Consider the following 25,436-nt stretch of genomic DNA (forward strand, 5'->3'; position numbering starts at 1 on the left):
GCTCTGCCATGGATGCCTCACCGGCCGAGATTCAAATCCTGATCAATACGGCTATCGAACTCGTCGTTGCAGCCAGTCTCGGCGCGGCTCGCGCGATAGGCATTATGCTGATCCTACCCGTATTTACACGGTCTCAGACGGATGGGCTGATCCGCGGCTGCCTGGCTGTCGCCTTCGGATTGCCATGCCTGGCACACGTCAGCGACGGGTTGCAGGCGCTGGATCCTGATACACGTCTGATCCAGGTAACTCTGCTCGGATTGAAGGAGGTTTTTGTCGGCGCGCTACTTGGCACCTTCCTTGGCATTCCCTTGTGGGGCCTTCAGGCGGCCGGTGAATTTATCGACAACCAACGCGGCGTCACCAACCCGTCCGCACCGACCGACCCCGCGACGAACAGTCAGGCTTCCGCTATGGGCGTCTATCTCGGGATCACGGCGACTACCATCTTCGTCGCATCAGGGGGTCTGGAGACTGTGATCAGCGCTCTTTATGGTAGCTACTTGATCTGGCCCGTGTATCGGTTTCACCCAACATTGAGCATGCAAGGAGCAATGGAGACATTAGGGCTCCTCGATCAGATTATGCGCATGGCTTTGTTGGTGTCAGGGCCAGTCGTGTTCTTTATGATGCTGATTGATGTATCCATGATGCTACTGCGTCGCTTTGCACCGCAATTCAAATTGATCCAACTGTCCCCGACGATCAAGAATCTTCTCTTTCCGATTCTCATGGTCACCTACGCTGGCTATCTGGTAGAGGGTATGAAACTGGAGATCTCACAAGCGAATGGCGCGCTTGAGTGGTTCGATAAGTTGCTGAAATGAGCGACACGAGTGAAGAGAAGACACACGCCGCAACCCCCAAGAAGCTAAACGACGCACGCAGAAAAGGGCAGTTGCCACGTAGCTCCGATTTCGTTCGGGCGGCCGGCACTTGCGCTGGGCTAGGGTACCTATGGCTAAAAGGCAGCGTGATCGAAGACAAATGCCGCGAGGTGCTGCTATTTGCCGACAAGCTGCAGAACCTGCCTTTCGATGTCGCGGTCCGGCAGGCGGTGGTTGTGCTACTCGAACTCACACTGGCAACTGTCGGCCCGCTGCTTGGAACCCTCGCCGCTGCGGCGATTTTGGCCAGCTTGTTAGCCAATGGTGGATTTGTTTTCTCTCTCGAGCCAATGAAGCCCACCTTTGAGAAAATCGATCCTTTTCAAGGGCTGAAGCGCTTGGTGTCTGCGCGTTCTATGGTCGAACTTGGCAAGACGCTGCTTAAGGCATTCGTTCTCAGTGCAACCTTTTCCTTTTGCCTTCTCGGCATGTGGAAGACGATGGTCTATCTGCCGGTCTGCGGCATGGGCTGTCTGGGCCTTGTCGTTGCGGGGGCAAAACTGCTGATCGGAATTGGTGCCGGCGCACTTCTGGCCGCCGGCCTGATCGATCTCCTGTTGCAGCGTGCATTGTTTCTGCGCGAAATGCGAATGACCCAGACTGAAGTCACGCGCGAGGTGAAGGATCAGCAAGGGGCGCCCGAGGTGAAGGGTGAACGACGTCGCATCCGCGAGGATGCAGCTGACGATCCTCCCCTTGGTGTGCATCGCGCCACGCTGGTCTTCAAAGGAAGGGCGATACTGATCGGTCTACGCTACGTTCGTGGTGAGACCGGGGTGCCGGTCCTGGTTTGCCGCGCCGAAGGCGAGCGCGCGTCACACCTGCTGAGCGAGGCGCGGGCGCTAGGCCTCGAAATTGTCGATAACCATGTTCTAGCGCATCAGCTCATCAGCAAAGCGAAACTCGGCAACCCTGTTCCTGGGCAATATTTCGAGCCCGTGGCGAGAGCACTCTTCGCCGCAGGCTTGGCTTAGCTGTGGGGCCTCCATGCTCGCCCCGCAATACAAGAGGAGCTAATGACCTTTTCGACGTGTGACTGAGTGCGATCTTCCCTGCGGCCTTTACGTTTGAAATTTCCTAGCCTGAAAATTCATGCGGGTTGGCAGATGTGGCGCAAGGCGTTGAAATGACGCAGGGTTTGGTAGCTTACGCCGATTCGGTTCATTTCCCGGAGACCACACCCGCCATGAATGGTCCTATGCTGCCGCTGACCGGTTTGTCATCTGTTGGCGGCAAGCCGTCGTCACGTGTTTCGACGGGCGGCATGCTGTGTCCCGAAACAAACCCGCTGACCTCAACCCGCAAACCCTCGCCTTCCATCGCGACGGATCACCGCCTGCGCCTGGACGAGGTTTGGAAAACGCACCGCAAAGGCACCAGATCGCCGCTTCAGGGCGCCAAAAGCTCATCGCCGTGCAGCAAACGGGCTAGGCCGGCGATCGGCGTGTCAAGTTCCATGACCCATCTCCGAGCACGCCGGCTTTTTGGCTCCAGCTGGTTTTCTGTTCGAGGCTGTTCGATCCTTGCGCCATTCGCGCCGTAGTTGCGGCGCGACGATCAGTATGAGATTCGTATTGCCTCAGCGAGGAGTGCTCCCGAGCAACTCTGCCGTTGCCTCGCTTGGATGTTCCCCGTAAGCGATGCGCCAAGGCACCTTTCCCGAAATCGTCTTGATGGTTAGGTGGTGTCAATGGGCACCGAAGTTTCCGCAAAAGTGGGCATCCAATTTTCCCTATCTGGCGGGTGAAGGTTTCGGTGATCAGCCGGCGTCTTGATCGGTCGATTTCAGTCCTGCTGGGCGGCCACGCTTTTTCGGCGGCGGCGGCGGATTGATGAGCGCTTTGGAGCGAACATGCTCGGGAACAAGATCAGCGTGCTGGCGCAATCGGTAGCTCGATCCTTCGATCTGCACGACGACGGCATGGTGAAGAAGTCTGTCGAGCAATGCTGTTGCGACAACAGGATCACCAAAAACTTCGCCCCATTCTGCAAAGCCGCGATTGGAGGTGAGTATCATGGCACCCTTCTCGTAACGGGCATTGACGAGCTGGAAGAAGAGATTGCCGCCGCCGGGCACGACCGGGAGATAGCCGATTTCGTCGACGACCAGCAGGGATGCGCGGCATAGATAGCGGATACGCTCGCGCAACTGCCCTCGCGCTCGGCCTTGGCCAGCGAGGCGATAATGTCGGCGAGCGTGGAGAAGTAGACGCTCTTTGCGGCCTTGACGGCTTCGACGGCGAGCGCGGTCGCCAGATGGCTCTTGCCGGTGCCGGGCGGGCCGAGAAGATGGACTACCTCCGCCCGCTCGATGAACTTCAGTTCGGCCAGCGCCATGATGCGGTTTTTATCGAGCGATGGCTGGAAAGCGAAGTCGAAGCCGGCGAGCGTCTTGATGGTGGTCAGGCGCGCCATCATCAGAGCAGCCTTGATGCGCCGACTTTCGCGCAGGGTTAGTTCTTCCACCAGAAGTTCCTCGAAGGCCTGGATGCCGTCGATCTCGCCCTGCTCGATGCGCCGCAGGATCGCTTCAAGCGCTTCGAGCGCCCGCGGCATGCGCAGCCCGACCAGGCTCTTCCTGATGCTGTCGATCGTGGATGCGTGCATGGTCATGACCGGCTCCCCGCGTCGGCCAGTCGCTCGGCGACGGCCTGATAGAAGTCGAGCGAGCGCCGGGCGACATGATCGCCGAGGCGGCCGACGATGATATCCGGGGCGGTCTTCCTCGCGGCGTGGCGAGCTAACCCCTGACGATGAGCAGGATCGATCCGATATTGGCGGCGCCCCTCGATCACAGGATGGCTGGCGACCAGCCGGCCTTCGTCCAGGATGCGGATGCAGTCGGCAAGCTGGTGAACCTCGACAAGTCGCCGGGTGCGATCGGGAACGCTATAGTAGTTGCCGCCGATCGAGACGAGACCATCATGGCTGACGCGACGCTCCAGCTTGAGAAGCGCGTCGAAGGGAACTGCCGGGAGAGGTTGAAGTTCCGGCTGCTCTGCCGCGAAGGCTTCGCTGACGATGCGTTGCGTGGTGCCGTGCAGGCGAGCATTGGCGACGGTGTCGAGCCAATCTCGCAATTGCTCGTTCAGGTCCTCGAGATTGCGGAAGCTGCGGGCCAGGAAGAAGTCCTCGCGGATATAGCGGAATGGTCGCTCGACTTTGCCCTTGGTTTTGGCGCGATACGGCCGGCAGGCTCTGGGCTGGAAGCCAAAGTGCTTGGCCAGCGCCAGCAGCGAGCGATTGTAGATGATGTGGCCTTCGTTATGTGACCGCCGTCTTCATCCTGTCGTAGAGGATCTCGATCGGTACTCCTCCAATGGCGTCGAACGCCTGCATATGACAGCGCAGCAGCGTTTGCAGGTCCTGGTGCATGACGTAGCGGGCGAAGATGTAGCGCGAGTGGCCAAGCACGAGCGAGAACAGCCAGACGATGCGCGTCACGCCCGGCGCGTCGGTGAACTCGGTGACGAAGCGCGCGAAGTCGATCTGTGCTTGATATCCGGCCGGAGTCTCGAACCGCACCTCGAAGGGACGCACCTGCTCCTGCGGTCGGATTGCGGCCACGAAGCGCTTCACGGCGGTGTAGGCGCCGTCATAGCCGCGCTCACGAATCTCGCGCGTCAGGCGCACGGCGCTCAGATCGGGAAAGGCCGAGACCCGTTCGCGCAGATAGTCGACAAAGGGAACGATCTTGTTTGGCCGCCCCGCCTGTCGCGGGCCATAGGCGGGAAGTTCGAGCCCGCGCTCGATGTATTTGCGGACCGTCTTGGGATCGCGGCCCGTTCGCCGAGCAATCGCGGTCACGGACAGGCCCTGACGGTGTAGATCCAATATCATCAGAAGTTCTCCAAGTTGGACCACCAGCGCCGCTCCGATTCCGATCAAATCGGGACGGACTATCGACGCCGGAGCGAAAGCCGCCAGTTCCGGGACGCGTCCCGGAACTGGCGACAGCAGCGCCAACTAGGGAATTTTCGATGCCCACAATCAGGGAATATTCATCGCCCGATGACAGGTGGCTTGTTGGTCGGCGCGCCGGCGCCGATCACTCCGGGTCGTAATGGGTGACGTAGTGGAGTTCGCGGAGGGCGGGGATGACCAGGGCGATGTCTTTGTACGCCTCGTGCTCGATGATGTGCGCGGTCTCGGGCCCCGGCCTGGGCTTGCCGAGGACGGGCCTGCCCTTTTTGTCAACGCAGTAGATCAGGATCGGCAGCAGCAGGCCGTGATTGGGATTATTGAGGTCGAGTAGCCGTTTCCAGCTTTTGATGTTGAGATTCATGGCCGCGTAGAACCCCTGGCACCACGGCCGGGGATCGATGCCGCCGCTGGGCTTGGTGGCGAATCGGGGCGCATAATCCTGCGGTCTGTCGAAGAGCGTCTCGTTGGTCCGATTGTGAATCCTGGCGACGCTGGCAAATACGGCGTGATCGGTTGCAGAGCCTTTGGCCAAAACGTCGCGCGGCAACCCCATGAGCGGGCACATCCAGTCCTGCGGGTCCGCGAACCGCGGCCCGGTGATCGCTGCCGTTACGAAGCCATCCAGCGCCGACATGGTCCGCACCAGCGGGCGGTTGGTCTTGGCAGCCATCCAGGCCTCGAGCGCCTCGTCCGACAGCGCCATGTCATCGAGCGCGCTCATGCCGCCAACGGGAGCGGCATCTCTTGGCGGCGCGCCCAATTCCACGGCATCAGCTCGTCCCAGCGCGAGGCTGGCCAGTCGTTCTGGATGCGCTCGGTGACATCGGCCATGTAGGCTTCGGCATCGACGCCGCAGAGCTTGCAGGTCTCGATGATGCTGAGCACGACCGCTGACCGCTCTGCCGCGGCGAAGCTGCCGGAGAAAAGCCAATTGCGCCTGCCGACCGTAAATCCACGAATGGCCCGCTCTGCGATCAGGTTGTCGGGCTCGAGCTGGCCATCGTAGAGGAAGCGGTTGAACGCGCGCCATCGCTTGGTGCCATAGGCGAAGGCCTTCGCGATATCGGCATGGCGCGACAAACCCTTGCCTTGGCGCATAAGCTGTCGTCGCAACGCGCGGACCAGTGGTCGGGTGCGCCTTCGTCGTGCGGCCAATCGCTCGGCGGGCGGGAGTCCCCGGATCTCTTCCTCGATCCGGTAGATCGCCTGGATACCCGCCATGGCCGTGGTGCTGAGCTCGGTCGGCTGGCTGTCGTGAACGTCGAATATCTTGCGACGCAGATGGGCCAGGCAGGCAGCTTCTCGAATGGCGCCGCCCTTGTAGATCTGGTTATAGCCGCTGAAACCGTCGGCCTGGAGGGTGCCGGCAAATCCGGCGAGCTCGGTCATCACGCTCTCGCCGGCGCGGCCCAGGGTGGCGCGATACCAGGCGATCGGCGGCTCCTGCGAACCCGAATTGCGGTCGTCGGCGACATAAACCCAGAGCGCGCCCTTGTGCGTCTTGCCGGCGCTGGGCACCAAGATCGGAAGCCGCGTGTCGTCGGTATGAATCTTGGTGCGGGTACGGCCGATCTCGCGGATGCGGTTGTAGATCGGGTCGAGCAAGGCGGCGGCGTAGCCGGCGCTGCGCGCAAGCGTGGAACGCTCGATATCGACGCCCTTGGCGGCCATCATCTGGGCCTGACGGTAGAACGGCAGATGATAGCCCCACTTCGCCATCATGATATGGGCGAGCGCGGCATAGCTGAGCTTGCCGCGTGCAATGGCCTTAACTGGTGCCGGCGCCTGGATGATTTTATCGCACGTCCGGCAGCTGTACTTAGGTCGAATGGTCTCCATCACCTGCCAGGCCTGGGCGACCAGATCGAGCATCTCCTCACTATCTTCGCCCATGGCGCGCAGATCGCCGCCGCAGCCCGGGCAACATGCGCAAGACGGCTCGCGAACGTCGTGCTTGCGCGGCAGGTTGGGATTGAGCTTGCGCACCGGCAACACCCGAACCTTGGCGGTGTCAGCGACGATGGGCAGCTCGATATCGGGCACGCTCGCGGCGAAATCGGTCTCGAGATCTTCGAGTTCGAGCCGCATCTGGCCCAGCTTCTCGGACGAGCGGCCGAAGGCCTTGCGGTTGAAGCGATCGATCTGCAGCTGCAGGCGCTGGATGCGAAGTGCGGCCTCGGCGCGCTCTCTTCGCAGCTGTTCATCGCGTTCGGCGATGGTGATGTCGCGGGCAGAAACGGCCGCTTCCAGAAGGGCGATCCGGGCGAAGAAATCTGCGGTTGAGGGAGCTTGTTCCGACACCCAAAACCTATACCCGAAAGACCCTCGTTACGGAAGCAGAATCATCACAAAATCAATAAGAAACGTCCAAATTAGCCAGCCAAACGCGGTCGATAAATCTTGCTCGGTCGGCGCCAATCGATCCCGTCCAAAAGCAGCGAAAGCTGCGCCTTGGTGAGCGATACGGTGACCTGCTCCTTGGTGGTTGGCCAGGCAAAACAACCATCGGTAAGCCGCTTGGTGAACAGGCAGAACCCCTGGTCGTCATGCGCCAAAATCTTGATGATATGGCCCTTGTGTCCACGGAAGCAGAAGATCGCGCCGGTGTGCGGGTCGAGCGCGAGCACCTGCTGCACCATCCGCGCCAGGCTGTTGATCCCGCGGCGCATATCGGTCGCGCCGCAGCACAGATAAATCCGGTCGGTCGGCACCACCGTGATCACCTGGTCAACTCCGCCAGAACGATACGCAGCGCTGTCGGATCGACGCTCCCGTCAATGCGCAGTCGCGTGCCGCTCGGAAAGGCCACGACGATCCCGCCGGCCGGGTCCGGGCAATCGGCGACGGGGCGTTCGACACCGGGCAGATCGCTCACCTCGATGCGTGCGAAGGTCGCTATCGCCTGATCGGCATCGAGCTCGCCGCCGGCCATCTGCTTGCGCCACGCATAGAGCTGTGACGGAGCTACGCCGAACGCTTCCGCGACCTCGGTCACCGACGATCCCGCCGCGCTCGCCAGGTCGACCAACGCGCGCTTCTCGGTGCAAGTCCACAGCCTTCGTTGCCGCACGCGCCCGGCCACCCTTGCAAGATCTTCTGCCGGCGCGGCGCCGCTGATCTCGGCGACCGTATCGCCCCTTGCATGTTCCAATGTCATGGCCCGAAAACTCCATGTTCATCGGCTTATTGCAAGGTGCCTTGGCGCATCGCTTACTGTTCCCCATGGTCGCGGCCCGTCACTCCGACATTGCCTGGAAGGCCGTTGCTGACGAAGTTGGGCCGAACACCGTCTCATGAGCATTCTCCTTCGCCATATTTGACGCGACGTTGCAGTGCGCGCAGAGGAGACTGGGATGTTTGTGCGGATAGTCCGACTGCAGTCGCGCCAGCAATTCCAGGCTCGTTTGCAACGTCCCATCTTCCAACCATCCATGTAGCTATTGCTAGTTGCTCCGCCGGCGAAGGACTGCTGTCATGTCATCGGGAGAGCTTCTGCGCATCTCGGGCATAGGCGGCGGACGCCAGGGAACGGCTGCGAACTCGTGCGGCTCGACCCGCAACCGTGGCTTGGCGACGTCCTCGCTCGCCGCTTAGCATGCTAATCGCGAAACTGGAGCAACTGCTCCGCCTCGGAACGGCAGCCAGCAAGACCCGAAGAGTTCAGGCGATCTGACCCGGGCTCTTGGCTGGCCGGCGCAGGTCACAGCCTAATTTCAACAAACGCTAACGGCTGTTCGGATTTTCGTCTGCATCAGGAGAACGCCTTCGTCAGCTAGTCGTCAGCTAAACCGGCTACCTAGGGCTGTGGCGCCACACCCGCCTCAACCTGATGCCTAAACACAGGAGTGCAATATTATGTATGGTCGAATTGGTGGCTCGTCCGATAGCCACTACACGCGTAGTGCCAACGGGCAAACGGATTCACAAACTCAACAGTTCGCGGACACGTTTGCCCGCATGGACTTAGCTGGATCGGATTCCAGCGGCGGCTCATCGTCGCGGGCGACGCAAGCGTATTCCCTTCATCCCAGACCTCCGGTGGTAGAGATCGACAGGCCTTCTTTCAGAAGCGAGGTGAGGCAATTTCATGGCGAGAAAATCATGCACATCGCCGACAATCCGCAAGAGTATTCGGAGTTCGTATCCTCACGGGCAAGACGCACTGCGGACGTTGCTAAGCAATACGGCGTGCGTCGCGATACGAAGCACGCGCGATATTTCAGCTACCAATTGGGAGACCAGAGTGCCGGACTGATGAGAACGGAAGGCGGATTCAGCATGGCTGAGTTCGAATCCGAAACTTGGCGGGAACAATTTCCTGGCAGAACTGAGATCACCTCCATAGTGGATCTTCAGGTCGCTCATCCGCTCATCGAGAATGCAGGCGATATTCTGCTGGAGCATCAACTTCGGATTGACGGCGAACGGCCGTTGCTGAATTGGCGTGCGGCTAATCCAGAAGCACAAGCCCGCGCAGCCACGATGGGGTTTGTTGAGGTGGGTGATGGAGACATGGTCCTTGACCCTACCCAGCATCCCGAAAAGTGGACTAAGAACAGTGCCGGTGAATGGCAGCGTGCAAACAAACCGCCGCTCTATCTTTGCAAAACTGAGGATAGCGAGAGCAGCGATGTCGAGAGCTCACCAAGTTCACCCAGATATTCGTACGAGGATGACTTTATGTGATCAGCCGGCGCGGCCGGTCCTTGCAACCGTTGCCGTGCGCTCGGTCGATAAGGATATTTGAATCCGAGTACTCTTGTTGATAGTCGGCGGTGGTTCGATTCGTCGCCGTAAAAACCCCTCCGGTGCGGATGGCCCGGTTCCAGCACCTGCCCCCGCGCCAGCGAAGCCGCAGTAATCCAGCCCAGCCCGCCTGGAGGATGAACTGCGGCATGAATGCAGATAGCGGCTGCAGCAGGCGAGCGAATCGGAGTCGGGACGGGACACCGCCTCTTCACGTTCAGAACCGGGCTGGTGTCGACCTCCCGACCGTCTTCCCCGGACAACATACCATTGGCGAGTTTGGATCCGCTGAAGCCGGCGAACCGGATCGGTTATCCTGCTCCGCGCTCGTCGCCGGACGATCTTCGGATTGATTTCGAAGCGAGCCGGACGACGGCGGAGAGCGCTGTCACTTCTAACCTCAGAAAACGTGGCAGCGCCGCTCGGCCTCTTTTGCCCTAAAGCGTTCATTGATTGATTGAATCGGGAGGGGATTCCCTGGGTTTTGGTTTGCGATTCAAGATTCTGGCCGGAATGAGGCCAGCATTTGATGACACGAGCCTATTCCAATGATCTTCATGAGCGTGTTGTTGCGGCGGTTGTTGCGGGTGAGAGCGGCCGCACGGTTGCGTCCACTGGCGCACGCTGACCTTTCTCGGCGCGCTGCGCTGCGACCGGCTCGCCGCGCCATGCGTCTTCGACGAAGGCCCGATCAACGGCGAATGCTTTCGCGCCTATGTCGACCAGCAGTTGGCGCCGCTCCTCAGGCCCGGCGACATCGTGATCATGGACAATCTCGGCAGCCACAAATCCGCAGCCGTCCGTCAGATAATCAAGGCCGCGGGCGCAAGGCTCTGGTTCCTGCCGCCCTGTTCTCCGGACCTCAACCCGATCGAACAGACCTTCGCCAAGATCAAGCACTGGATGCGCCAAGCACAGAAGCGCACCGTCGAGGACACTTGGCGTCATATCGGCGCCCTCGTCCCAACCATCCAACCGGATGAATGCGACAACTATTTCGCAATGCCGGATACGCTTTCGTCAAACCATGAAACGCTCTTAGTTGAGTTGCATGGCCGGCAACTCGAGCACCTCGCGTGCATTTCCGTTTTGGCTCAAGACGGAAATGCTTTAATTTACCCGTCTGGGACCACAAGTCATGGGCCCCATAAGCGGCATACTCGCGAGATGCCTCGGCCTTGGCGAACAGCCTGTCTGGCACCACAACTCATGGGGCGCCACAAGCGGCATGCTCGCGAGATGCCCGGATTGACGAACCGCCTGGGTTGAAGCTGCCGCCTCGGGAACCAGATGGAGGTGCATGGCCGCTAAGTGGTCAACAAGGACTTGCAGAACGCGGGGGTGAGCTTGCCGCGGTGGATCACGACGTTCTCGTGACCGATCGCAGCCCGGGCGTCTTGCCACTGCCGATTGTGGCCGCGCTGTTCATTTGACTTGACGTGGCAAGCGGCGAAGGCTGCGTCATCCAGCGTTGCCAACTGGCCGGCATGTACCGGCCGGTTTGTATGGATGTGCACCCACATCGGATTCGGCATTGCACCGTTGCGCAGCGCCTTGGGCTGCAGCCTGATCTCGAACAGATTGCCCGGCTCCCCCCTCAACGCGTGGGGGGAATCCGCAAGCGTCAACTCCTCGGTCGCCCGCAAGCGTTCAAGGTGCTTCTGCGATGGAAATGCGTAGTTCTTCATGCATTCAATCGTAATAATGGCCTTTCGCTCGGTCAAAGTCTTGGCGAGTCCCTGCGCCTGACTCAACATTTTTTCGAGGTGGTCTGTTTTCTCGTGCACCTTGGATACCTGCGTAGACGGCAGTAGCAGGCGTAGACGAGGATCCTGCAATGCGGCAAGACAGGCCTGCATCTCGGTGGCCTGCGTTTGCAGGCGCTTGACCACGGTGTCGACGGCGTGTTCGGCGTCCTCGGGCTTCATCTGGCGCGCTTGCGAGACGGTTCTTTGCTGACCCGCCACATCGAACTGCAAAAGTTCGTCTAACCGCTCGAGTCGTGACGTCAGGTCCTCCGCGGACGGCGGGGCCTGCCAGATTGCCAAGTGTGCGCCCGCCGCCGACGCACTCGCATGCGCCTCCTCCGCGCTCACGAACCTCTTCGTACCCAGATCCGAGCGCACGAGAACCTTGTGCTTCTGGCGCAGGGTCGCTGACGGCCGCAGCGATTTGCGGTTCCGGCCGCCCGGCCGCCGAACTACCAGCGCCAGCGGCCGGCTTGTGCTTGCCTTTCCCTTTCTTGCGCGCTGCGGTGCCTTCGGCCACTGCAGGCTTGGCGGTGTCGGCCGGTATCGCCGCGCCAGCGTCGGCCGGCAGTGCAACGGCTGGCGGCTTTGGCTGCAGTTCCAGGTAGCGCATGACATCGTGCGCAATGATCCACGCGCCGTCCACGATCTGGCTCAACAGTTCCAATGGCAGGTCGGCACCTGTTGGGTGATCGTTCAGTTTGGTCCGGATGACCTGGAACGCCGACGCAAATTCCGAAAGCCGCTCCATGACTCCTTCCAAAACGGCGCAGTGCTCTGCGTCGAGTGGGCGCCCTTCGTTCTTCGTTACAGCGTCGGCCGCCGAGCGGAATGCCGGATAAACGTCTCCGACGAAGTCTCCCAGCAGACGCACTCGCCCATTCTCACCAATGAGGATTTCCCCGACGGGTGCTTCGAGCGTGCTCACCTGCGGCTCTACCTTAGCTCGCGCGAGCCCGATCCGAGATTGCAGATGCACGAACTTGGCATACAGTGTGTGGCCGGTGGACAGCCGCAGTGCGGACTCTTCTTCCTGCCGCATCTCGGCTGTTGCACTTGGTAAGTTGCCAGTGGCGGCCCAGGCGAATCGCTCCCGTTCGCGGTGCCCTACCTTCTTTTCCCACCAGTCCACACAGGCCACATGCGCCTTCACCACACTGAGATTCGCTCGGCTCAGCTGGTCCGGGGTAGCCGTGGATTGAATCATCCTAAACACTTCTTCCGAAGCTTTTAGTGTTCCTTGCAATTTGTGGATAGTCGGTTCGGCAAGGCTGCTATAGTATTTCACCGCATCATACACGAGGTAGCGGCAGATACGGACCTGCTTGTCGTCCACAATGGTCCGCGCCGAAGCCGGGGGCAGGCTAGCGTAGTAGTCCAGAACTGCTGAACCTGCATCGATGACCCGATCGAGCAGCTCTTGCGCCTCCGGGTCTTTCGTGGACGCATTATAGCGAATGGTCATTTCCGTAAGCAGACCGCGCATTCGTTGCCGTGCCTCGGAAATGGGGACTGCCGCACCTGAAGTTGGCGGCTGGCTGGCGACGGGCGCCAGGGCTTCACCCTCCGAGATTGAGGGAAGACTGCGCCGCCGCGGACTAGCTGCACGTGGCGCGGCGGCTGCATGCCGCGCAGTGTTCATTGTTCGGTGTATGCCAACCGAGGGGTCGGACGCGCTGTCGCGCGGGGCATCGTCGACACCACGCTGCATTGGAACGGCGGGCGTCCTTCTATTTATCCCCACAGAGCGCATCTGCTCCACGACGGCATCGAACGACTGGCCGCCTTCCCCAGGCGCAAGACTTGATTGCGAGCGCGAACTGCTAGCCTCCCCCGCCCTGCCGGCCCTCTTTTCAGTCCGCGATCTCCCAGATCGGTCAATGCCCGTCATATTCCGTCTCCGTTTAGGCGAGGATGTGTTGTCTATGCCGTTGGGGCTGATGTCGCTGAGCCCTCGCGTATCAAGGCTTTCATGAGTGCAATGCCGCCAATTCACTGAACTAGGATTTGCACTGCCATCTTTCCGTCGCCGTCAGGCCGGTTGGGCACGGCAGGTCTAGATAGATCGCCTGGCTGACGATTATCTGACGAAGAGTTTCTTCTGGGCGCGCAAAATCCGACCTGGCTCAAGCGTTTAATCGTTGATGGAAACAACCTAGGCATACACCGGCTGCGAAGGCGCCGGATCAATCGTCTGGCGTGGGCGCTGTCACTTTATCGAGGGATCATTCACCACTTTCCAACCTGAAATAGCGTTGAGGCGCTGGGAATGTATGTGGCATGCAGAGCTGTTGCGGTCACACGCGAAAGCCTGGCGCTGGTTGCCAACCTTCACTTTCCACGCGGCGCCTGGTTCACGAACTCGATGCAATCCTCGCGCCTTGCAGCCGACCCATGTGGATCGCCAGCGACGATGGCACCGATCTGACACTACAGTGCTCAAGCCGAGCCCTCGCAACACGTCATTGTCGACGGCTAAATGGTTGCTTTCGCGATTAGCTCCTGAACGCCCTTGCCGAGAGCGCCAAGATCCAAGTTCGCTAATTGGAGCGAGTACTACAATTCTGTTTCCTATAAGTCACCGAAGTACACACCGATTTTCCTGCTCAGGAAGCGATCTCTGGGGCGTATTTGAGTCCGTCGCGCGTGCTGAAACGGGGATGCCTGCAGCCTTCCAAGCTCTGATCGGCTGGATTCAGGACGATCTGCCCGCATCCGAGCAACCCTCGTCTCATACGCTCCGCGTCCAATGCCAACATCCTGCAATCAGATCATCGCTGGCCATTAGCGGCGGTTGTCGGATGCGTGATGATATCGCCGGAAGTGCAGCTGCGCTGTCGACGATGCGCTTCGCCTGGCGCAGCCGGTATGCGAACACGCTCCGGTCAATCAGAGCTCGGAGTTTGCCTCCGGCGCGCCTCAGCCCGCCATCGTGGGAAAGCTGGGACACTGCGTGTGGCATTCCATGCAATGTATCGGAGCAAGAAGCGTAGGACTTAGCCCTACGGCGGAGGAAAGTCGGGCTCCTGTCTGGCCCGGCAGAAACGCACTGCCCACATTATCCCCTTGCCGGGACGCAAGACGTTTGCCGCAGCAGGCGCCCGAACCGTGCGCGAATCATTATTTTCCGGCAACCCGCTTTTTGTCCAGACTCGTCAGGTTCCCGAAAGCTCCCGCTCATAGCTTGACCACATTATCTTTGACGGTCGCCGCCAATGAAAACAAATGCAGGAGTACCTGATGATATTAGGATTTGGGAGTGGAGTGGGCAGCAGTTTTTCCTTAGCCCGTGCGGGCCATGGAGATCACAAACCCGGGCCTTCTCATGATAACAAGCCGGTTGGTGGGAAAGATCGGCGGGAAGACCGGACCACTACTAATGAGGACTCGCATCCTGTTTCTAATGGCGAGTCGCTCGCTGTAGATCAAACTAAAGCCTTCGAATCTGTCCTCAAATCGTTCGCACTCCAATTTGTGAACGATGCCATGGCTGAGACCGATGACGCCATGGACGAGTCAGAATAGAATGCCTGACGCCGGACGGTCCGGCGTCAGGTTTATACGGGCCGTTAATGACGGCACAACTTCAACAGAAAAGGAATTGATATGTCAAAAATTGACGGAAATGGTAAGAGTAACAACAATAAAAATATACACAATGATAAACACTCTGGAAGTGGAAAAGCTGGAGAGAACGAGTTCAAGAAGCAAATGGAAGAGCTCGAGAGCATGAGCATGGAGGCCACGGCTAGGAGTGTACAGCTGCGGACGGTGATGACCAACCTCCAGACAATCAAGAAGGCGGCCGACGAACGCGTTTCGTAATGTCGCAACGGGGCGTTAGGTTGCCCCTACCGCGTCGCTCTAGTAGCGCGATGTGGGACCGAAATGAGCCGCATGGCAATTGCCGTGCGGCTTCTATCCTTGTTTGAGAGATCCTCTGTGGATGACGCCGTTTTCCTCCATTTCGAAGTGCTGTCGGGGCTCTATTGCGGATTGACCGATAAGACTGCTCTCGCAACGAGCTTAATCGGCAGCGGCTTAGACGCCGATATGATCTTCGTCGAGCAAGGACTGGCACCGCATCATCTTCGTGTAACTCTTCTTGGCAACTCGATCGAGGTCGCGGCGCTTGCAGCCGGGCTCAGCATCGAGGGCAAGCGGAATATTGCCGCGGGCGAGTCCGTTGTGGTGCCCCTTCCTGTCGTCATCCATGCAGGCAAGATGTCCATTCTCTGGTCAGTGCAGGATGCAGCGCCAGCTGGTTCGATCGGCTTACCACGCCTTTCCCTCTCAGTGCTCGCCTTGGTGTTAGTCGGCTCTCTCGGGATCGGCATGCTCTCGGCCATTTTCTCCTACTACGGCAACGCTGGTGCATTGAGCGCCAATTCACCCGGTGTCGAACATGAGTCGAAGCTGACCAGTCACCGCTCTAACGACCAAATTGCGGAGGCAGTGGCCAAAGAGATGCAGGAGGAAGTCGGTAAATCGGGCCTTCTCAATGTTAAGATCGGCTCTGCAAACGGTGCTGTGACCGCCGAGGGCACCGTAACGTCTGAATTGGTCGTCAGCTGGCAGAAGCTTCAGCAGTGGTTCGATCATCGCACCAAGGGCACGCTAACACTGGTCAATGGTGTGCTCCTCAAGGAGGAAAAGTCGCCATCCGCAATCGCAGTTGAAGCCGTTTGGCGTGGCCCCCAACCATATCTTGTCATCGATGGCGAGAAGCATTTTGTCGGCGCCGTGCTGGATGATGGATGGATGGTCGATCGGATCGAGGACGGTCATGTGCTACTGAGCCGTAACGGCCGCTTTGCTGCTCTCCCGTACTAGATCCGCCCTATTAAGCAGAACTGCATGGTCAGCAACCATTCTGCCGCGCCCGGTACTGACAAAGCTGGACAGACTGAAACTCCTGCTGACCAGCCACCTTCGCGCATGTCTCTGGTTTCATGCACAGCCTCCTGTTGGCGGGCCGCCCAATGTGGACGAGGCTCTCGGACTTCGAATGCTACGCTTCCTGCGTAGCAGAATAATTCTCAAGCGGATCGTAAAGGGGCCTCGATGGCCAACACCCTGCGTAACTTCATCAAGCGGTCGCCGGCCAATCCGGACCTAATGGTCGCGTTGATGCTGCTTCTGGCTATCGCTATGATGGTCATGCCTATCCCGATCGTGGTGGTCGACGCGCTGATAGGATTCAATATGGGACTGGCCATCCTGCTGATGATGGTTGCCCTGTATGTCAGTACTCCACTTGATCTTTCCTCTTTGCCTGGCATCATTTTGCTTTCCACGGTATTCCGCCTGGCGCTCACCGTCGCAACAACGCGCCTGATCCTGGCCGAGGGAGAGGCAGGCGCCATCATCCATACGTTCGGCGATTTCGTGATCTCGGGCAATATCGTAGTGGGTTTCGTCATCTTTCTGGTCGTCACCATGGTGCAATTCATGGTCCTCGCGAAGGGGGCCGAACGCGTAGCAGAAGTGGCAGCGCGCTTCACGCTCGACGCCCTGCCGGGTAAGCAAATGGCGGTCGACGCAGAGTTACGCAACGGCCACATCGATGCCAACGAATCTCGCAAGCGGCGCGCCGCATTGGAGAAGGAAAGCCAACTTTACGGCGCGATGGACGGCGCGATGAAATTTGTGAAGGGCGATTCCATCGCCGGCCTGGTGATTATCTTCATCAACATGGTGGGTGGAATTTCGATCGGCCTGCTCTCGAAGGGCATGTCCTTCGGCGATGTGCTGCATCACTATACACTGCTAACGATAGGCGACGCATTGATATCGCAGATTCCGGCCCTGCTGCTGTCAATTACAGCGGCGACCATCGTTACCCGTGTCACAGGGGCGGCAAGGGTCAATCTTGGTACTGAAATGGTAAATCAGCTCACGGCCAGCAAGCGAGCATTGCGGCTGGCAGCTTGCGTCCTGGTTTTAATGGCGTTCGTTCCTGGCTTCCCCCTGCCCATCTTCTTGATGTTGGCCGCAGTTTTCGCCGCGGCAAGCTTTGTCAAGGGCGATGTTGTCGATGCTACAAGTGCAGCTGCAGGGGACACTCAAAAGCAAATCGCGCCCGCGCAGGAATGTCCGATCGCTTTCTTCCTTGCGCCAGACCTGATGCATGCGATCGAACAAGTCGAATTGCAGCAGGAGATTGCACGCGTTTCGCAACTAGTCTCAGCCGATCTAGGCATTGTCGTTCCCCCCATCCCTATCACGGTCGACCAGCAGTTGCTGGAGTCGCAATTTCGGATAGATATCGAGGGGGTGCCAGTCGAACAGGATGTGTTAGATCCGAGCCAGCTAACGCTCAAAGACAATGTAGCGAACATCGAGTCGAGCGGTATCCCCTTTCGGCGTGATCCAAAAACGGACAGGCTCGTGGCCGAACAGAGCCATGCACCGGCTCTCAAGGGCGCCGGCATCACGCATTACGGTCCTGGCGAATTCCTCGCGTTGCGCGTCCATGCAGCGTTGACCCGTTTCGCACCGCGGTTGATCGGTATTCAAGAAACCCGCCAATTGCTAGGCCGAATGGAGCAGGACTATTCTGATCTGGTGAAGGAGGTGCTGCGCACCACGCCGATCCCTCGGATTGCGGATGTGCTGCGCCGGCTCCTAGATGAAGGTATCCCGATCCGCCATACCCGCCTTCTCTTGGAAGCATTGGCGGAGTGGAGCGAACGTGAGCAAAACGTTGCCCTGCTCACGGAATATGTTCGTTCTGGTTTGAAGCGGCAGATCTGTCACCGCTATGCCAATAGAGAGGGCGTCGTGCACGCCTTGGTCGTCGAACGTGAGAGTGAGGATGTGATGCGTAGTGCAGTTCGAGATTCGGCTGCAGGTCCCTACCTCGTACTAGAGGATCGGCAAAGCGAAGCGCTGCTGTCACAGATGCGTCAGATCCATTCGAACGCAGCACCGGGTCAGACCCGCCCTGTCGTTTTAACCTCAATGGATATCCGACGCTTCGTCCGCGGCTTTTTCACCCGAAACGGGATCGATCTTGCCGTGCTGTCTTATCAAGAACTCGCCTCCGACTTTACAATTAAGCCCGCCGGGTCCGTCAAACTCCCGCCTGCATCGAACAGTGGGCTGTCAGAGTAACGGCAATATCCGCCCTGCCAGCGACTGAACGTCATAGAACTTCGTGATAATCAATTGGAAACCTAGCATGAATTCACACCAGAATACAGACGTCCGAGCATTTAGGTCTTTTCGTCTGAACTCACTTCTCTTCTCTTTACTCGCCATCCTGCCTCTCGGCGGTTGCGCCACCTTGGACAAGCCCGCTCTTTCAGTGAAGGAGACGTCATCCCCAGAGCTGCTCGCCGCCAACCAAATCGATCCGGCTATGCGCGAACGCATCTTGCGGGCAGTCGGCCAGGATGCTCAAGAGCGGGCTTTGCGCGATGAACTGAAGCAGCACCCGGACAATGTCGATGCGGCAATCCGTCTTACGAATGCGTTGGTGGCCCAGAAGCGCCCTCATGAGGCGCTTCAGGTAGTCGACACGGTCTTGGTTGCGGCCCCAGGAAATTTGCGCGCATTGAACGCGAAGGGAGTGATCTTGGACCTTGAGGGGCGGCATGACGCGGCACAGGTGCTGTATCGGCAAGCTCTCGAAACAGAGCCTGGGAATCAGATGGTGCAGCACAATCTCAACCTGTCGCTTACGCTTTGAAGGAAGTCCGGACGGAGTGCGTTGGCGCGGTCGCGCTAGCTGTGCACATGCACCGCATTGCATGCCCATATCAGAGCCTCGCAAATCCGGTCCTATGTCATCGGGTGGCAACGGCCAGCTACTGCCATTCGCCAAGGCTGATTTCGGAGCATTCACCAGAAGTCTCAGCTCAGCGCAGCCGTTTGTGGGCGTTTGCCGGGAACGCAGCGCAAGGGAGGGCCACAAAGGTTCGGGAACGAAAGGTGACGCGGTCGCTCTTGAAGAGAGATACTCGATGCCCCTCACAGTGACGCTGACCCGCAAGCAAGTTCGCCGCGGGGCGGCGGCTTAACCTGTGCGTCCTTCTCGGAGCCACGCCGCTGGTCCTCGAACCTCGAGCACCGCATCGTTTATCGGCATCTGCTTACGGATCATGGTGTCGCGCAGCCGAGTGAGGCGCGTCGAGGTCGATCCGCACCAGGCTGGACGCAAGTCCACAGCGTCCGCGGCGGCGTTGGTCGGTGGAAGCGAAGGCACGGCTGGTTGAAGAGTCTCTGAAGCCGTGGTGCGAACGTGTCGGCGATCGCGCGCCAGGCTGGACTGGCGAGCTCGCAGCTGTCTAGGAGCCGCGCCGAACTGCTGGGCCTTCGAACCTCAAGCACCGCATCGTTTATCGGCATCTGCTTACGGATCATGGCGTCGCGCAGCCGAGCGAGACGCCTCGAAGTCGATCCGCAGGCTTCAACTCCTTGGCCGCCGCCAAGTGTTCAAGCTACTTCTGCGTGGGAAAGGGGTATTCTTCATGCAATCGATGGAAATAGCGGCCTTTCCGTTATCCAAAGCCTTGGCCAGTCTCTGTGACTCGGACAACATCACCTTGACAGTTTTGTCGTGCTCTTCGCGCATTTGCACAGGGGTGAGTAGGTCGCGTCGACGAGGATCATCCAGTGCGGCAAGACAGGCCTGCATCTCGGTGGCCTGCGTTTGCAGGCGCTCGACTACGGTGCCGACGGCGTGTTCGGCGTCCTCTGGCTTCATCTGGCGCGCTTCCGGACCAGCTTGATCGAACTGCAAAAGTTCGTCCGCCAGTGTGAGTGTTTGCTTCAGGGCCTCCATCGACATCGGGCTTTGCCAGATCTCCAAGTCTGCCGCCCAACTCGCATGCGCTTCATTCGGGCTCACGAGCTTCTTCGTGCCTAGATCCGAGCGCACGAGAATCTTGGCTTCTGGCACAGAGTCGCTGACGCCCGCAACGGCTTGCGGTCCCGGCCGCCGCGTGGCCGGAGGCCTGGCGACGGCCGGCCCCTTGATGATGGCTGGCGCGTTCGCCTGCAGCGCGAGGAAGTGCATGACCTCTTGCGCAATGATCCTGACGTCGTCCACGATCTGGCCCAAATGTTCCAATGGGAGGTCGGCACCTGCTTGGGGATCGTTTAGTTTGGTCCGAATGAGCTGCAACGCCGACGCAAATTCCGAAAGCCGCTCCATGACTCCTCCCAAAACAGCGCAGTGATGTGCGTCGAGTGGGCGCCCATTGCTGCGCAGGACAGCGTCGCCCGTCGAGAGGAATGCCGGAAAAACGTCGCCAATAAAGGTTCCCAGCAGACGCACTTGCTCGTTCTCACCAATGACAATTTCCTTGACGGGTGCTTCGAACGTGCTCGCCTGCGGCTCAATCGTGACCTGCGCAAGAGCGATCCGAGATTGCAGATGCATGAACTTGGTATTCAGTGCCCAGCCGGCGCGCAGCCGCAGCGCGGCCTGCTCCACCTGCCGCATCTCAGCCGTTGCACTTGGCAAGTTGGCAGTGGCGACGCAGACGGAGCGCATCATTTCGCAGCGGCGTGCCTTCTTTTGCCACCACTCCATGCAGGCCGCATAGTGCGTCGCCACGGTGGAAGCGGCTTGGCTCAGCTGGTCGCGTGTAGCGTTGCTTTGGAGCAGCATGAACACTTTAGCCGCACGGTTCCTATGCGCTTCCAGGGAGGAGATAGTGCTGGAGCCTTTTGCGTTGCATTTGTCCCCCACGCAAAGGGCATGATCGCGGAGTCGACGGGCCTGATTGTCGGACAGAATGCTACGCGCTACAGGCAAGGGCAGGCTCGCTCGGCAGCCCAGAACCGCCGAGGTTGCATCAACGACCCGATCGAGCAGATCTTGCTTCTTCTCCGAGTCCTGGGCCTGCCCGGCCGCATCACGGCAAGCTCGGAGTTCCTCAAGCAGGCCTTGCAATCGTCGCCTTGCTGCGGTGACATCTTCGTCGGTCACGGGAGTGGCACCGACCATACCCGAAACAGACACCTGGCTCGTGACCGGCGCTGCGGCTCCACGCCCCGGCACTGAGCGAAAACGGCGCCGCCGCTCAGTACCTGAGCCTGGCGCCGAGGTTGCACGTAGCGCAGTATCCAGGATCCGGGGTGTAGCAGCCGGGCCAGCGAAGAGCTGTCGCCAAGGGGATCGTCCGAACAGCGTGCATTGGGAACGGATGACGTCGTTCTGTCGAGGCACAGAACGCATCCGGTGGGCTCCCCACGGATGCCACCTGATTCCCAGCGTGAACTGCTCAATCCGGCTCCAGCATTGCCAATGCGCGATCTCCCAGTTCGGCCACGGCCCGTCATATTCAATCTCCAGGTCGGCAATAGGCTGTCATGATGTTGAGGGCTGATGTCGCTCAGCCCAATGCCTCAGGGCTTTCACCCAAAACTTGGTGCGTTGCTCTGAAATTTGCTGAGCTAGGAGCGGCTTGGTCGCACACCGCCTTCACAGGCACTGTTGCTCGCCGTTACGCCGAAGATGGGCTGCCACTGGAACCTGCACCGGCTAGGTGCATCCGGCCGAACGAACGGTCCGCAAATCCCTTCCGATGTCTTTGCTGTACGGCTACCAACTGATTAGTTTCGTCAGCTTCACCAATGGGGCTGCGGCGCGGCGTACATTGCGGCCGCGTTAGACGGCCCATGCCTAATTGATCCAACCAGAGCCGAGGTCAGAACAGGTCGCCCGCACCGTGACCCGGCTTTTGTCCAGCTCCTGAACGAAGTGCGCCGACCAATCGTGGATGGTATATGCTTCAAGTTTATCCATCATCGCCCGCCAGCGTTGGACGCGCTCTTCGCGCGGCATATTGGCCGCTTTGGAAATTGCGGCAGCGATCTCGTCAGGGCGGGTCGGATCCACCAGCAGCGCTTCATTTTGATCAAAGTCTTCGGCCGCGCCTGCAAACTTCGATAGGACCAAAACGCCGGGATCGTTCGGATCTTGCGCCGCGACATATTCTTTCGCTACCAGATTCATGCCGTCACGCAGTGGCGTCACCACGCCAACCCGAGCAGCGCGGTAAAGACCTGCCAATTGAGCCTGGGTGAAAGGACTATTCTCATAGAGGACGGGCCTCCACTCGTTCGTGCCATGCTTGTCATTGACACGTTCTACCAGGCTCTCAACGTCGCGCTTATAAATTTTATACGCTTCGATTTCGGTTCGCGAGGGGTTGGCGATCTGCAGCAGCACTATGCTGCGCGGCTCGGCTGCCAAGACCTGATCGAAGGCTTTAATCCGTTCGTCAATACCTTTGGTGTAGTCGAGCCGGTCGACCCCGATTGCAAGCTTCGCGCCGTTGAGTTTCTTCTGCAACGAGGAGATATAGGGATCCGGTTTCGCAAGCGACTCCGAAGCATTCCGTGCGAACTGTTTGGGATCGATACCGATCGGAAATGTCTGGCAACGCGTGTGCCCGCGCGCCGAGATCACTACACCGTGCTCGATTTCCAGCCCTAGATGGGTACGGAGGCAGGCGCGGAAGTTGTTCAGGTCCCAGTTGGTCTGGAAGCCGAGCAGATCGTAGGCGAGCATCGATTGCATGAGCTCACCATGGTTGGGCACCTGCTCGATCATGTCGGGTGCTGGCCATGGTGTATGCAGGAAAAAGCCGATCGGCTTGTCGACGCCGAGATTTTGCAGACCAGCTCCAAGTGGTAGAAAGTGATAATCATGGACCCAGATTGCATCCCGATCCCTGAACTGGAATGCGGCTCCCGCCACGAACTTGTTGATCTCCTGGTAGCTTTTATAGTGATTTGCGGAGGCGGCCATCCGGTCAGGCAGCGAGTGCAACGCCGGCCACAATATCGAATTCGCGAAACCTTCGTAGTACCCTGAATAGTGCTCGCGCGGCAGATCGAGCTTCGCCACTTGGCCCTCGCCGTGCTGCCCGATGTCCAAGGGCTCGCTGCCGTCGCCTAACTTGCCCGAGGAGCCCATCCAGACCGCGCCAGAGCGTTCCACCACAGGCTCGAGGGCCGCAGCAAGCCCGCCCGTCTTCGGTTGAAGCGGGCCGAATGTCGCAACGCGGTTTGAGATGACGACAAGTTTTGGCTGCCGGGCTGCCGTGCCGAGGTGATGCTCCAGCTCAGGAGTGGCTGAACCTACAAGTGATCCCTGCTGTGCTGCCTCGCGCAGGTGCTGATCAAAGTCTGCTTGCTGGGTTGCTTGCTGAGTGGCGAATGACGTTCCGGGGTAACCTGCGGCTCTCTCACGGCCAGCGATATTGATATCCATCCGCCTCAACCTCCGATCGCAACCAACTATCGATTGCTCATCTTAGGAGGTCTCAGCTGTCGAGAAGCTGACGAGCCGAAGAGACAGTCACGGCCACGTTGCTGGCGTGTAAAGGGTTGTCTTTAGGGGCAGCCTCCTTGCCCGGCAGGCAAACGGTGCTTGAAACGCTGATCGCTCCGACGGGCTGTATCGCGAGCGGCGCTGTTTGAGCATCAGCGTGAGCGGCTCGCCCCATTGCGAGCTGGCGTCGCAGTCCAGGTCCCTGCCCTCGCCTGATGCTGGCCCGAGATGCGTTTTCGCCTGACGGCCGACGCCCACATCAAATCATTGTTGGTATGCAGGTCTTTGGCACGCTGTGCAATTTGGGGGAACATGTATCTATCAATGAAGCGGATCAGCTCGCTTCTGATGCCGCCATTTGCTTGTCAGGCGTCGCACCTGATTTCTTTCAGAAGAGATGCAGGGTGGTTCGATCCGGCACTGACCCTTGAGCGGGGGGGCTGGTTTGAGCCGGTGCCGGATCGAACCGTCTCAGGGCAACGCCGGCTATCTCGTGGAAGATTGGGACAACGCCGCGGCTAAACGGTGGCGATAATGTGTCACTGATTCACCAATTCCAACACGCACTTCGCAAAAGTGACTAGACGTTTCGGAAACGGCGCAGTGCAGCTGGCTTTGGCCAGAGCTCTTCAGTTCGGCCACGAAAACGCGAACCTTGGCTGTGGGACTGACCGATCACTGCGGTCGGGTGGAAGATAGGGAACACTCGCAATTGATTCCGCAGATCGACGGGCGACACACACCACCGTGACCAGCAGGTGCGGCTCGACTCGCGCGAAATCGACCAGATCCTCAGGAAGGACTCACACTGGCAGCCACTGAGTGGCGCGATCATCTTGCCGGTTGCCTTAGCTACCTGAGCGACGCGGATCAACGCCACACTTGGCTGCTCAGGCAAAACGCCGTGGCACCATCGCCCCTGTCGCGTCGGACCCAGGTCCTCACAGGCATACTGCGTTCTGGGGCAACGAGATGCTCCTCGAAAGTCGACCAGAACTCCTGAATGCTGAGACGATCGCAAGCGTGGGGTCAATGGTGGGCCTGTATTATATCCTCATCGGACCAGCCGCCCATCTTAGCCGATGGCCGGCTTGCAACAGATCCTTCAAAGAAAATCGCGGACTCTTAGCACTCCAATCCGCTGGGAATGGTTATCCTTTCATCTGACCCCAGTGGGTCGAGACCGTGGCGCCGTGTACCGAGCCAAAAACCAAGCGGTCGAGCGGACAAGAAAATTGCCTCTGAAAGTCCTGGAGGACGCCAAATGGACGGAATCAATAGGACGACCACCCAACCGATGATGAAACTGGTCAGGAGCCTAAGGGCGGCGGCTCATCTTGATCGGCTTCGGATCCTGGGACTTTGCGCGAATGCGGACCTAACCGTCTGCGAACTGGCAGAAGTTCTGGCTCTGCCCCGCGGCCACGTTATGGGACATGTCCGTCAGCTCGCCAGAGCCGGCTTTCTTCTCGGCAACGAACAACGTCCGCAGTCCTCGTACCGCCTCGAAGTCAGGCAAAGCCTATGCCGAGCGCTTATCGCAAGCAGGTATCATTGCGAATTTTAATATGGTGCCGGGCGACCGGCGGCATCCGGCGCTCACAAGCGGCATCCGCCTAGGTACACCAGCGGTGACGTCCATGGGCATGCGCGAGACGGAAATGATGCAGATTGCCGCTTTCATCGACCTGGTTTGCCGCCAGCCCGATGATCCGGGTGTCCATGCCTGCGTGCGGAGAGAAGTCGCCGACTTCTGCGCTGCGTTCGATGTGCCTGGCATCCCCGAGAGGTAAGACGGCCAATGCAAGTGTCACACCCAACTCCAAATTAAACGAGGGC

At 59.3% G+C, this 25,436-nt stretch carries 17 protein-coding genes and 4 pseudogenes; 12 read left to right on the forward strand and 9 right to left on the reverse strand.

The window, feature by feature from the left end; all coding sequences use genetic code 11:
• Positions 1 to 8: 8 nt before the first annotated feature.
• The 3 genes from sctT (at position 9) to IHQ72_RS32955 (ending at position 2,430) form a co-directional block, all read left to right on the forward strand.
• Complete coding sequence (sctT, locus tag IHQ72_RS32945; RefSeq protein WP_258119937.1) at positions 9 to 827, forward strand: type III secretion system export apparatus subunit SctT; 819 nt, start codon at positions 9 to 11, stop codon at positions 825 to 827.
• Positions 824 to 1,861 carry an EscU/YscU/HrcU family type III secretion system export apparatus switch protein gene (locus tag IHQ72_RS32950; protein WP_258119939.1) on the forward strand — a complete coding sequence of 346 codons (1,038 nt, stop codon included), beginning with the start codon at positions 824 to 826 and terminating at the stop codon, positions 1,859 to 1,861. Before sctT ends, IHQ72_RS32950 begins: the two co-directional genes overlap by 4 nt.
• A gap of 224 nt (positions 1,862 to 2,085) precedes the next feature.
• Positions 2,086 to 2,430, forward strand: coding sequence for a hypothetical protein (locus tag IHQ72_RS32955; RefSeq protein ID WP_258119940.1), 345 nt, complete (start codon positions 2,086 to 2,088; stop codon positions 2,428 to 2,430).
• Between the two features lie 216 nt (positions 2,431 to 2,646).
• Here the strand turns inward: IHQ72_RS32955 and istB are convergent.
• The 6 genes and pseudogenes from istB to tnpA form a co-directional block, all read right to left on the reverse strand.
• Positions 2,647 to 3,500: pseudogene (gene istB / locus IHQ72_RS32960) on the reverse strand (IS21-like element helper ATPase IstB).
• Positions 3,497 to 4,751: pseudogene (gene istA, locus IHQ72_RS32965) on the reverse strand (IS21 family transposase). Before istA ends, istB begins: the two co-directional pseudogenes overlap by 4 nt.
• Before the next feature lie 184 nt (positions 4,752 to 4,935).
• Positions 4,936 to 5,532, reverse strand: a complete 597-nt coding sequence (locus IHQ72_RS32970) for a UPF0149 family protein (protein ID WP_258117213.1) — start codon at positions 5,530 to 5,532, stop codon at positions 4,936 to 4,938.
• The gene (gene tnpC, locus IHQ72_RS32975) at positions 5,529 to 7,112 is read right to left on the reverse strand and encodes an IS66 family transposase (RefSeq protein WP_258117212.1); all 1,584 of its coding nucleotides are present in this window, start codon (positions 7,110 to 7,112) and stop codon (positions 5,529 to 5,531) included. The genes IHQ72_RS32970 and tnpC overlap by 4 nt, the downstream gene beginning before the upstream one ends.
• Before the next feature lie 71 nt (positions 7,113 to 7,183).
• On the reverse strand, positions 7,184 to 7,534 hold the full coding sequence (tnpB, locus tag IHQ72_RS32980; protein ID WP_258117211.1) for an IS66 family insertion sequence element accessory protein TnpB: 351 nt from the start codon (positions 7,532 to 7,534) through the stop codon (positions 7,184 to 7,186).
• The gene (gene tnpA / locus IHQ72_RS32985; protein ID WP_258117210.1) at positions 7,531 to 7,968 is read right to left on the reverse strand and encodes an IS66-like element accessory protein TnpA; all 438 of its coding nucleotides are present in this window, start codon (positions 7,966 to 7,968) and stop codon (positions 7,531 to 7,533) included. The genes tnpB and tnpA overlap by 4 nt, the downstream gene beginning before the upstream one ends.
• A 698-nt stretch (positions 7,969 to 8,666) precedes the next feature.
• Between tnpA and IHQ72_RS32990 the strand changes: the two genes are divergently transcribed.
• Both IHQ72_RS32990 and IHQ72_RS32995 read left to right on the forward strand, forming a co-directional pair.
• Complete coding sequence (locus tag IHQ72_RS32990) at positions 8,667 to 9,497, forward strand: Effector protein NopP (RefSeq protein ID WP_258119941.1); 831 nt, start codon at positions 8,667 to 8,669, stop codon at positions 9,495 to 9,497.
• Between the two features lie 657 nt (positions 9,498 to 10,154).
• Positions 10,155 to 10,588 (forward strand): annotated as a pseudogene (locus IHQ72_RS32995) (IS630 family transposase); the annotation flags it as partial.
• Between the two features lie 276 nt (positions 10,589 to 10,864).
• On the opposite strand, the gene IHQ72_RS37525 reads toward IHQ72_RS32995, so the two are convergent.
• Complete coding sequence (locus IHQ72_RS37525) at positions 10,865 to 11,653, reverse strand: T3SS effector XopP-like protein (protein WP_258119942.1); 789 nt, start codon at positions 11,651 to 11,653, stop codon at positions 10,865 to 10,867.
• A gap of 37 nt (positions 11,654 to 11,690) precedes the next feature.
• Here IHQ72_RS37525 and IHQ72_RS37530 point away from each other — a divergent pair, with 37 nt between their 5' ends.
• From IHQ72_RS37530 to IHQ72_RS33025, 5 genes are all read left to right on the forward strand, one after another.
• Positions 11,691 to 12,368, forward strand: a complete 678-nt coding sequence (locus tag IHQ72_RS37530) for a hypothetical protein (RefSeq protein ID WP_258119944.1) — start codon at positions 11,691 to 11,693, stop codon at positions 12,366 to 12,368.
• Between the two features lie 2,543 nt (positions 12,369 to 14,911).
• The gene (locus IHQ72_RS33010) at positions 14,912 to 15,130 is read left to right on the forward strand and encodes a hypothetical protein (protein WP_258119945.1); all 219 of its coding nucleotides are present in this window, start codon (positions 14,912 to 14,914) and stop codon (positions 15,128 to 15,130) included.
• 117 nt (positions 15,131 to 15,247) lie between these two features.
• On the forward strand, positions 15,248 to 16,138 hold the full coding sequence (locus tag IHQ72_RS33015; protein WP_258124013.1) for a SctD/MshK family protein: 891 nt from the start codon (positions 15,248 to 15,250) through the stop codon (positions 16,136 to 16,138).
• A 231-nt stretch (positions 16,139 to 16,369) separates the two neighbouring features.
• Entirely contained in the window at positions 16,370 to 18,421 is a 2,052-nt protein-coding gene (gene sctV, locus IHQ72_RS33020; RefSeq protein WP_258119947.1) for a type III secretion system export apparatus subunit SctV, read from the forward strand.
• Between the two features lie 67 nt (positions 18,422 to 18,488).
• The gene (locus IHQ72_RS33025; RefSeq protein WP_258119949.1) at positions 18,489 to 18,998 is read left to right on the forward strand and encodes a tetratricopeptide repeat protein; all 510 of its coding nucleotides are present in this window, start codon (positions 18,489 to 18,491) and stop codon (positions 18,996 to 18,998) included.
• Positions 18,999 to 19,718: 720 nt separating this feature from the next.
• On the opposite strand, the gene IHQ72_RS33030 is transcribed toward IHQ72_RS33025, so the two are convergent.
• Entirely contained in the window at positions 19,719 to 21,245 is a 1,527-nt protein-coding gene (locus tag IHQ72_RS33030; RefSeq protein ID WP_258119950.1) for a hypothetical protein, read from the reverse strand.
• 696 nt (positions 21,246 to 21,941) lie between these two features.
• On the reverse strand, positions 21,942 to 23,537 hold the full coding sequence (locus IHQ72_RS33035) for an alpha,alpha-trehalose-phosphate synthase (UDP-forming) (RefSeq protein WP_258119951.1): 1,596 nt from the start codon (positions 23,535 to 23,537) through the stop codon (positions 21,942 to 21,944).
• Positions 23,538 to 24,897: 1,360 nt separating this feature from the next.
• On the opposite strand from IHQ72_RS33035, the gene IHQ72_RS33040 reads away from it, so the two are divergent.
• Positions 24,898 to 25,164, forward strand: a complete 267-nt coding sequence (locus tag IHQ72_RS33040) for a winged helix-turn-helix domain-containing protein (RefSeq protein ID WP_258124014.1) — start codon at positions 24,898 to 24,900, stop codon at positions 25,162 to 25,164.
• Positions 25,109 to 25,390, forward strand: a pseudogene (glyA, locus tag IHQ72_RS33045) (serine hydroxymethyltransferase); the annotation flags it as partial. The gene IHQ72_RS33040 and the pseudogene glyA, both read left to right, overlap by 56 nt.
• Positions 25,391 to 25,436 lie beyond the last annotated feature (46 nt).

It is taken from the genome of Mesorhizobium onobrychidis (assembly GCF_024707545.1).
Taxonomy (GTDB): domain Bacteria; phylum Pseudomonadota; class Alphaproteobacteria; order Rhizobiales; family Rhizobiaceae; genus Mesorhizobium; species Mesorhizobium onobrychidis.